This window comes from Intestinibacter sp. (genome assembly GCF_034113885.1).
Classification (GTDB): Bacteria; Bacillota; Clostridia; order Peptostreptococcales; family Peptostreptococcaceae; genus Intestinibacter.
On the sequence record NZ_JAXEWM010000062.1, the window covers coordinates 1 to 10,759 of the forward strand.

At 34.6% G+C, this 10,759-nt stretch carries 9 protein-coding genes; all 9 read right to left on the reverse strand.

All coding sequences use genetic code 11. The features are described from left to right. Positions 1 to 54: 54 nt before the first annotated feature. The 9 genes from SPD90_RS03840 to SPD90_RS03880 all read right to left on the reverse strand — a co-directional run bounded on the left by SPD90_RS03840 (position 55) and on the right by SPD90_RS03880 (position 10,387). Complete coding sequence (locus tag SPD90_RS03840; RefSeq protein WP_320924354.1) at positions 55 to 1,191, reverse strand: EpsG family protein; 1,137 nt, start codon at positions 1,189 to 1,191, stop codon at positions 55 to 57. Between the two features lie 3 nt (positions 1,192 to 1,194). Beyond that, on the reverse strand, positions 1,195 to 2,079 hold the full coding sequence (locus SPD90_RS03845) for a glycosyltransferase family 2 protein (RefSeq protein WP_320924355.1): 885 nt from the start codon (positions 2,077 to 2,079) through the stop codon (positions 1,195 to 1,197). 16 nt (positions 2,080 to 2,095) lie between these two features. Next, a complete protein-coding gene (locus SPD90_RS03850) occupies positions 2,096 to 3,187 on the reverse strand; it encodes a glycosyltransferase family 1 protein (RefSeq protein WP_320924356.1) in 1,092 nt (363 codons plus the stop codon). Beyond that, positions 3,184 to 4,287: a glycosyltransferase family 4 protein gene (locus SPD90_RS03855; RefSeq protein WP_320924357.1), complete on the reverse strand. Its 1,104-nt coding sequence runs from the start codon at positions 4,285 to 4,287 to the stop codon at positions 3,184 to 3,186. The genes SPD90_RS03850 and SPD90_RS03855 overlap by 4 nt, the downstream gene beginning before the upstream one ends. Next, the gene (locus SPD90_RS03860) at positions 4,287 to 4,928 is read right to left on the reverse strand and encodes a sugar transferase (RefSeq protein WP_320924358.1); all 642 of its coding nucleotides are present in this window, start codon (positions 4,926 to 4,928) and stop codon (positions 4,287 to 4,289) included. Before SPD90_RS03860 ends, SPD90_RS03855 begins: the two co-directional genes overlap by 1 nt. An 18-nt stretch (positions 4,929 to 4,946) precedes the next feature. Further along, entirely contained in the window at positions 4,947 to 6,824 is a 1,878-nt protein-coding gene (locus SPD90_RS03865; protein WP_320623775.1) for a polysaccharide biosynthesis protein, read from the reverse strand. A 264-nt stretch (positions 6,825 to 7,088) separates the two neighbouring features. Then, complete coding sequence (locus tag SPD90_RS03870; RefSeq protein WP_320924359.1) at positions 7,089 to 7,811, reverse strand: CpsD/CapB family tyrosine-protein kinase; 723 nt, start codon at positions 7,809 to 7,811, stop codon at positions 7,089 to 7,091. Positions 7,812 to 7,821: 10 nt separating this feature from the next. After that, the gene (locus SPD90_RS03875; protein ID WP_320924360.1) at positions 7,822 to 8,589 is read right to left on the reverse strand and encodes a YveK family protein; all 768 of its coding nucleotides are present in this window, start codon (positions 8,587 to 8,589) and stop codon (positions 7,822 to 7,824) included. Between the two features lie 328 nt (positions 8,590 to 8,917). After that, entirely contained in the window at positions 8,918 to 10,387 is a 1,470-nt protein-coding gene (locus SPD90_RS03880) for a helix-turn-helix transcriptional regulator (RefSeq protein ID WP_320924361.1), read from the reverse strand. Between the last annotated feature and the right edge of the window lie 372 nt (positions 10,388 to 10,759).

A 10,759-nucleotide genomic window follows, 5' to 3' on the forward strand; every position in this document is an offset into this window, starting at 1 on the left:
CATGCATTAAATTAGGAATAAAAAATAATATCTTTTTCATCTCTGTTATATCTCCTATATACTAATATTATATTTTATATTGAGTATACTACTCCCATATCCCATTCCTCTCCATGCTATACACATTTGATAGTAAAAGAAAGTAAAATAACAAATTATCATTATATAATAAATTAAGTCTTTTTCTCTTTTTTCAAATATATTTTTTATTAACCATGGTAATAAAATCAAATTATACATAGAAAAATATATAGGTAACCTACCAAGAAGAATGCCACTACTTGCAATCTTAGATATCATATAGAGACCGCTTGCAACTAAAGACATATTAATACTCAACTTAATTATAGGGGTTAATTTATGTTTTATCTTGTCTCTATATATAAAAGCCATTATTACAGGAATTGATTCTACTAATATTCTAATTATACTTGTTCCATCATCAGTATCTTTAAATTCGTTTACAGAAGTTGCATAGTCTGTTTTTTCAACTACATCTGTCAATAAATTTGTAAATTTACTTGTGAATAACATAGTCAATATTATACATACCACAAATAACATTGTTCTTTTATTCCAAGGTTCTCCCTTTACAACAAAATACATTGGTATTAAAAGCAATGCTGATTGATGAATAGAAGATAACAAACAAACAATAATTATATATAAAACCGTCCTATTTTTAAGAATTAATCCTGTACAAGCAAATATTATAGATGCTGCCAAAAACTGTCTCATTCCATTAAACATCCACGTAAATTGACAAGATGTCATAAATAAAAAAGCACTTAATCCAAAATTACAAGAATATTTATATAATGGCATCATTACACATAGTCCACTTATTATAGCAATTATAGAAAGCCAAATACTATAATTATCTGATATAAAAGTTTTTATTAATATAGAAAACAATCTAAATCCAGGTTCTCTAGCACTTTTATCAAAAATAATATTTCTAGCATTTTCAAGTAAAGGATACTCTTCAAACATTTTTATATATGTAAGAGTATCTCCAACGACAGTTCTCATCCCAGCAAAAAATATAATAACAGAAAAAACAACAAGCGCCATAAACAAATTAGCCCTCGCCTCATACATATCTTCACCTACACAAACTCTCTTAGCACTAACCTGAGCTAATATCCCGAAAAATATCACCCAAGCCAGCATAAACCAATATACTTCCATTTTCTATATCCTTTCTCTGTTGTTATATCTAACTAATAAATAAAGACAAAATCCAAAAGGTATCGACAACATAGTCATACCCTTTCTCGGACTCTCCTTTACAAAATGCCTATTTCCACTAATAAAACTACTAGATACATAATGCACACAAGTCTTAAACCTTCTGACAAATCCCTTGTCATACTTCATATGCACCTTTCTCATAAAAGCAAATCCCTTAGGATTTCTATAATACTGTCTAAGCATATTCTTACTAGAGCCATCCTCCATATACTCCACAACACAAACAGGCTTATTCATAATCAAAAGCTCATAATCCTGATCAGCCAGCAAATACTTATAATCCAAAGGCACAAACTTTTCACCTTCAAACTCCGGATAAGCAGGATACTTATTTATCACCTCAGTCCTATAAATAAGCTTCTTATCACCCTGACCACCATTTTCATAGTACCCACTTAAAGTAGTACTCTTCTTATCAGGCAGCTCCTTACCTATAACCTGTCCATTTTTATATACATCAAGCGCTATTATCCCAGAATAACTGCTATCCCTATTTTCATTCCAAAAATCAACAATCAACTCAACTGCATCATCAGGCATATAATCATCTGAATCTATACACACATTTAGCTCTGTGTCTATAAGCTCATATGCCTTATTATGTCCCGTATGCATTCCTCCATTTTTTTTGTAGACATATCTAATCTCAAACCCATTATTCTGAGTCATCCATTCGTCCACAATTTCCTTAGTATTATCACTAGAGCCATCATCAACTATAAGCCACACAAAATCCTTACAAGTCTGTCTGCACAAACTATCATAGCACTGCTTAAGCACATAAGCTCTATTATAAGTTGGAGTAAATACTGTCAATGTCGCCATAATCAAACTCCTCCAATTAATATTTATTCAAATAAAACTCTTGCAACCACTTTGCATTAGTCTTTATATCGAAATTAGCTTTTTCAATATCTTGCTTTGTATTTCTTCTTTCGTAATTTTTATACTCTAATACTTGGTTCGCCCAAATTTTTGGACTATCCTCTAATTTCACAACCTGTACGTTATCAGTAAGCGCACATTCTGTTGGCACCTTGTCTGAAATTATACATTTTAATCCTGATGCCTGTGCCTCTACCATAGTAACTGGTAACCCTTCATACAATGAAGGAAACAAAAACACATCCATAGCCTGCATCAACTCAGTGACATCAGATCTAACTCCCATAAATTTGACCTTATCCTCCAAGCCAAGCGCCTTCACCTTGTCCTCGATTTCACCTCTCATGTCTCCATCTCCAACAAGCATAAGTACACTATCAGACTCGATTTTACAAACATCATCAAACACATCTACTATAAACTTGTGATTCTTAGGATAATTAAATCTTCCAACATGACCGACCACAAACTTGCCTTCTATACCTAATTTTCGTCTAACCTCAAGCGATTTCTCCTGATTATAAGTATATAAGTCAGTATCAATCGCATTATTTATAACCTTAAAATCATCAGTCTCAAACATCCACTTCCCTGCCTCATCTCCACAAGCAAACAGCTGATCTGAGTACTTCTTTATATTTTTCTTAGCAATAACCTTTATCAAATACTTCAAATTCTTATCCTGACTAGCGCTATGTGCATGAGCTATAGTAAATCTAACCCCATTAGCCTTAGCCACCTTAAGCACAACCCCACTCAAGCAATCCTGATGACAATGCACCACCTGATACTCGCTATGCTCCTTAAAAAAGCTATCCAAAGCACTCAGATAACTTCTACTAAAAGGATTCAACCTAGGCAGATGATAAATCTTGCCACCAAGTGCCTCAATCTCATCATCATAATCAGCCTTCTCATATCGATGAGTCAAAAAGTCAAATTGCACCTTACTTCTATCAATATTTCTATAATAATTCATGAGCATAGTCTCAAGTCCACCACGCCCCATATATGTCACTACCTGTAGTATTCTTATCGGTTCACTCATCTTTCTATCTCCTCAATAGTAAGCTCAACAACCTTCCTCTTATCAAAAACCTCTTCCATATGCTCCCTACCACGAACACCCATCTGAGCCTTCTCCTGATAACTCATCTCACAAAAAGCCCTGATCTTCTCATATAAATCGCCACTATCCTTCACCCTACAAGTAAACCCACTGACACCGTCAATCACAGACTCCTTACATCCATGTATATCACTAGCGATCAGTGCTCTACCAATAGAAGCGCCCTCAAGTAGCACATTTGCCATACCCTCATGATAAGAAGGCAGCACGATACAATGCGCCTCTCTCATAAATTTCACGACATCCTTCTGATATCCGTAGTATTTTATATAATCCTTAGCCTCTAAGTCCTTGATAATCTCGCTGTAGTCTTCCTCAAACCAACCTAAAAATCCAAATTCAGCCTTGATGCCTTCCTCTTTAATTCGCTTGATAGCCTCAAACAGCTCGTTTACGCCCTTTTCCTCCATGACTCTACCCACGAATAGGAATTTCGTACCGTCCTTGTCTGTCGGCATCTCGCTATAGCTAAATCTATCCAGATTAACTCCGGCACCGTTCATCACGACAGCCTGCTCCTTTGTGATAGTCCCATCGTCTATCATGACCTGAGCGTTTTGCTTGTTTTCGAAAAACACCGCCTTTGCATTTTTAAGTCCAAATTTATATAGTGTACTGACTATAGTTTTTAGCGTTCCACCCTTGTAGTAGGCACTTCCTAAGCCAGTTACATTTGCGATAAATGGAGTTTTTCTGATTCTGCACGCCATGCCGCCGTAGATGTTTGGCTTTATAGTGTATCCTATCGCTATGTCTGGCTTTTCTTCCTTTATTAGTTTTAGATAATCTATCATAAGCTTGATGTCCTTTACTGGATTCATGCTTTTTCTATCTACATAAGTCTCCACTATTCTGACTCCTAGTGGCTTTAGCTCTTCGTTGTCGTCGCTTTTTGGAAGTGACACAACTACTTCATATCCCTTTTCTACCAAGCTCTCCATCAGCTCTCTTCTGAATTTGTATACTGTCGCAAAGTGGTTTGAAAGTATTAATATTTTTCTCATTATGTCACCTCGCATTATTCATTAGTCTGCTTCTCTGCTTCGACTGCACTCTCGACCTTTCCTTCTACTACGCCGTCGCTTCTTAAGACCTTTATAAAAGTCATAAAGAAGCACTTGATGTCAAATCCTAGGCTGCAGTTTTTCACATATTCTCCATCTAGTGCCGCCTTGACTGGTATAGGTAGCTCGTCTCGACCGTTGATTTGAGCCCAGCCAGTAAGCCCTGGAGGTACGTCGTTTGCACCGTATTTGTCGCGCTCCTCTATTAGATCGTACTGATTCCATAGAGCAGGACGAGGCCCCACGATGCTCATCTCACCTTTTATTATGTTTATTATCTGTGGTAGCTCGTCTAAGCTTGTTTTTCTCAGAAATTTACCTACCCTTGTGATGTACTGTTCTGGATTTTCTAGTAAATGCGTAGGTGTATCCTTAGGTGTATCTATTCTCATAGTTCTAAATTTTAGTATGTTGAATTCACTTTTATGTATTCCTATTCTTCTCTGCTTAAATAAAATCGGTCCCTTTGAATCTATTTTTATACAAATTATTAATATTAAAAAAACTGGTATTAGTACTATGAATCCTATTAGTGATATTACAAAATCGATTATTCTCTTAATCCTATGATATATTCCAATATTACCGTCTTCCATTTTACACCTATTTCCTCCCTATACTACTTCTTCTCGTCTAACATAAGTAGGCACAATACTCTTCATAATCAAATCGACCTTCTCATCCTGATTATTAAAAGCCACCCTCTTAAGTATATTAAGCTCCTTAACAAACTCCTTCTCATCAATATCAATAGGCTTACCTATCTTTATCTTATTATTAGAAGTCCTTCTAAGGCCTTCCTCCTCCATAAGAACCTCCTCATACAGCTTCTCACCTGGGCGAAGCCCTGTGAACTTAATAGGTATATCAACATAAGGCTCATACCCACTAAGCTTGATAAGATTCTCAGCAAGATCCACTATCCTAACTGGTTCTCCCATATCAAGGACAAATATCTCACCGCCCTGAGCCATGGCGCTAGCCTGCAGCACCAAAGACACTGCCTCAGGTATAGTCATAAAGAATCTAGTAACCTCCCTATGAGTCACAGTAACAGGACCGCCCTCAGCGATTTGCTTCTTAAACAGCGGCACCACACTACCATTACTTCCAAGCACATTACCAAATCTAACTGCCACAAACTCAGTCTCGCTCTTTTTATTTATATTTTGTATTATCATTTCACAGCAGCGCTTAGTAGCCCCCATTATATTAGTAGGGTTGACCGCCTTATCTGTAGAAATCAATACAAATTTCTTCACCTTATATTTATCAGCTATTTTTGCCACATTTAAAGTACCAAACACATTATTCTTAATAGCCTCACAAGGGCTGTACTCCATCAGAGGCACATGCTTATGAGCAGCTGCATGGAACACTACCTCAGGCTTATAAATCTCGAATAAGCTGTCCATTTTTTCCTCATCTCTAACAGACGCTATCATCACATCCAAATCCAGCTCAGGTCTTTGTCTGACCAATTCCTGTTGAATTTCATATGCATTGTTTTCATAGATATCGACTATTATCAATTTTCTAGGCTCGTACTTGGCGATTTGTCTACATAGCTCAGACCCTATAGAGCCTCCTCCACCTGTGACCATGACAGTCTTGTTTTTTATGATTTTATCCATATCGCTTAAATTCATTTTCACAGGCTCTCTACCTAACAAATCCTCTATCTGTATATCTCTAAGCTTTGTCAAATTGACCTTTTCATCTATAATTTCATATATTCCAGGTATAGTTTTTACCTTGCATTTAGTATTTTTGCAAATATTTATAATTTCTTTTTTTCTAATTGGATTTATATTGGCTATACAAAATATTATCTCATCTATTGCTTTATCTTGTACTATATTTGATATGTCTTCTGTAGTCCCAAGAACTGGAACTCCAAATACTTGCTTTCCTATTTTATTTCTATCATCGTCTACAACTCCCACTGGAACCTTTTTAAGCTCTGGATTTTCAAATAGCTCTCTAAGTATCATATTACCGGCTCTTCCAGCGCCTACAATTAATACCTTTTTAGAATTGGAAGCATTTTGTATTAAATTAATCTGCATCAATACTCTTCTCATAGTTCTATACACTACTCTCAGAAATATCATCGCAGTTATAACCATAGCTAAATTAAATATATAAAAAACCGCACTAAACTTAAACCCTGCCAATCTAATTGAAATATATGCAGGTATAAAAGCCACAAAGCACGCCAAAAATATACTAGCTACTTCCTTTTCTCCTCCGCATTTCCATAAGCTATCGTAGCATCTAAACTTAAATATCGCTATTTCATTGATAATAGCGTAAATAAACACAGGTATCAAATAATAGCTACTAGTATTCATATCTAACAAATTCAATGTAAATATAAAGCTACAGACACATATCATAAAATCAAAGCAAGCCAAAATAACCTGTCTCATCTTACACTTATCCGCATCATTTGATATCTCATCAATTTTTTGCATAATCCTCAAAACCATAAATATCCCTCCAATATCCTATCACCCTCGTTTATTCTTGATAAAACTTTTCGATATTCGCATCTAATCTATTATTCCATTATATTATTTTAATACTTTTTATTAATTATTAAAATGCTTTTAGCGTAAATTTAATTCAAAATTATATTTACATTAACTTATTTAAGTATTTCTTTCTAAAATATTATTAGCTATATAGATCAAATTGATATATAGCTAATAATATTTTTATTGTCCATTTGAATTATTTTGATTTTTGTTATTTTATCTCTTCTTGTTTCTTTTTTTCTTTTTTTTCTTCTTTTTTCCAAAATCAAATAAGCCTGACTTTTTATCATAATCTGAATATCCATAATAACTATTATAATAGCTATATCTCTCAGATTTAAATTTATTTAGTATTACACCGATAACATTTGAACCTACCTTATTTAGCTTATCCAAAGTTATCTTAGCCACCTTGGCGTCGATTGCCTTAGATGCATTTACAAGAACTGTTCCATCTACATACTGTGTGATTATACAGGCATCGTTTAATCTGCTTATAGGCGGAGAATCTATAAATACATAATCGTATTCTTCTCTGAAATTTCTAATTGCATCCTTCATAGATTGTGAATTCAACAGAATAGACGCATTAGAAGGCACACCTCCAGAAGTTATAACATTTAGATCACCTATTTTCTTTACACACTCTTCCTCCGTCTTATGCCCAAACACTATATCTGCTATCCCAAAAGTGTTGTCTATACCAAAATATCTACTGACACCTCTTTTTCTAAAGTCACAGTCTATCAATAACACCCTTGTATCCTCTAGCTCAGCAAAACACTTAGCCAAATTACATACTATAGTTGTCTTACCTTCATCCATCTCTGCACTAGTTATAAGGATTGTCTTTATATTTTTATTTATACCTAAATAGTTTCTTATCTCTCTATAAGACTCATTTAACTCGTAATTACCTTCATCATATGCTCCTATCATATCCTACCTCCTATTTTTGAATTGCATGTCTTCCTTTTACTTTTCCGTCATCCATTGGTATAGTACCTATTAATGGTAAATCCCAATACTTTTCCACATCCTCAGGAGTTTTAATCTTAGTATCTAAGCATTCAGCTAACAATACTAAAAATATGGATATCACAACACCTACAGCAAGAGCCTTCAATAAAGTTATATCTCTACTTCTTGGTATCAATTGTCCATCAGTTGCATCATAAACAACCTCTACACAGTCCAAATTAATTACTCTCAGAAGCTCATTATTATACGCCTCTGGAAAAGCCGTCGCAACCTGCTTAGCTATCTCCTTAGAAGAACAAGTAACCTGTACATCGATAAATTGTGGAATTTCTGCACTTTGAACAGGATTGATATATCCCACTTGACTAACCTTTAATCCAGTCAAAGCAGCTATATTCTTCTTGACATTCTCAGATTTCGCTAGTCCGATATATGAAGTCGCGATATTTTGATTAGTAGCAGACGCAGAACCAGAATAAGAATTGTAAATATTATTCAATGCTTGAGCATCCTCATCCTCATCACTTTTTTTCTTAGAACTTTGCTTACTTTGTATTGACTTCATAGAATTAATCCTAATAGTTATCTTAGACTTGTACATTGGAACATACGAAACATAATTCTTATATGTCTTATATCCTCCAAATGCTAAACAAATTAAAATGGTTATAATCACAATCCATTTTCTTCTTCTAAACATGTCTATATATTCTCTTATGTTGACTGTTTCTCCCATCTTTTCCTCCAAACTTATTTTTTTATGTAATTATAACATATTTTATCTTTTTTGTAACTTCCCACATCACAAATATAATGTATTTGCCCCCATCCTCGTTGTTTTTCATAAACCGTATATCACTCTTTTTCACAGGTAGCCTTCCCTTCGCCTACACACTCCCAGTTGTCCTTTCTCATCCGAACCTCTCCTTATCCTCGCCAACTCTCTCCTATCTAACCTTCCTCCAGCCAAAACTCTCCAAACTTTTCGCCAGATTTCTCCAATCTAGCCTTCCTCCAGCCAAAACTCTCCAAAAAACGAAAGAGCTTACCCCTTTCGTAAACCACTACTCAGAGTAATACTCGCCCATCTCGTCAATCTCTTTCCTAATAAGATCCCTCAAACTCTCAGGGAACACGACCATTATATCAGCACCAAACTGCAATATCCACTTAGCCAATCCAACACCGCTCTTAGCCACAAAAATGCCTATATATTTTTTACTATCCTTTATATTCTCTCCCGTACTCACATCAACCGCTTTATAATTACTTGTACAATCTATACTGCCCTCATCATCAGCAACTACCTCATCATTTTCTGTCTTTTCCTTATTGGCAACCGCCTCTACCTGATCAGCAGCCACATTTTCATCGCCAGCAACTACCTTTTCACCACCAGCAACTACCTTTTCATCATTAGCTGCCACCTCTACCTGATCACCAGCAGCCACCTTTTCATCGCCAGCAGCAGCCTTCACATTTCCGACGCTTCCTGCCTCGACAATTTTCTTCAATACCTTCCTAAAATCCTCAATTTTACTTATAGTATCCCTGTCTTCTATATATTTCCCAGTCAATATATATTCCTCGTACTCATTTGCCCCTAAAATTTTTTTCAAAATATTATAATCAAGACATTCACTTCTCACATCTTCACACAAATTATTATTGCTAAAATTTTCCTCTTCCATTATATATATATAATCACCAAACTCATCCAAAAAATAATTCAAAAGACTCTGAGCAAACACCACAATCACAATGGCATTTTCCCCCGTGAACATCTTAAAACTCTTTCTCAAATAGTCCATTGGATTAAATCCAGTCTTGCAATCCCTAAATTTCGACAAGTCCATAATATCCTCGTCCATCACAGACACGTTTAACATCCTATCCACGCGATAATTCTGAAGCACCTCCGAGCTCTCATCAGCACAAACCAAATAATAATTCTTATTCCTCAAAATCAAATAAATAGGACTCTTAACATAAACCTTCCTCTCGCCACTATCATCAACCCTATACACCAAACGCTTAAAACAATCATAATTACAATAATTAAACCTAATCTTCTTACCCTCCTTGATAGCCCCATCGATAACCATCATATTAGAAAAAATTTCCTCATTAGTAGACTTAGGTATATCCTCAATAAAAATATTATCTATAAAATCCCTATTCTGGTATATAGAATTAAAAGACTTCAGCTTTGCAATTAGCTCCAAAGACTTGCCCTTAGTAATAAAATTGCTAGTCAAAACAGCATCCGACAAAATCTTGATCTCATACGGCTCAAGCGTATGCGAATTCAAATAATATCCCTCTTTATTCTTATCATAATCACTCACATCAAAACCAAGCGCCTTCATATCCCTCATATAGTTGTAAATCGTCCTTCTATCAAGCACAATCCCGAGACGCTTCTTCATATGATTATTTATCTCCTTAATCGAAAGCGACACATTCTTGTCAGAATAAGTCTGTAAAATGTCAATAAATGTATAGAATTTTATATTATTATTTATCCTATCCATATTTAATCCCCCACATAAACAAAATTTTTTTTATTTTGTAATCCTCATTTTTACAAAATATTCCTACTTTAATCTTCCCTCTTAATTAAAGACTTTTCCTTAAAAAAACTAACTAAAATAATCAATTAAGCCTAAACACCGCATTATATATTTGATAATTACTTATATTATAATTCTCTTTTTTAAAATTTCAATACACTGCCTGTACATAGTTTTGTACTCATATACAAAAAAAAGCATTATTTTTAATAATTAATACAAAATAATACTTTATCACACATATTTCACCCAAATTATATATTAATATTCCCAATATTTAAATAATCAAAAAATAAAAGAAAGACTACGTGGCTACGTCCTACTCTCCCAGGC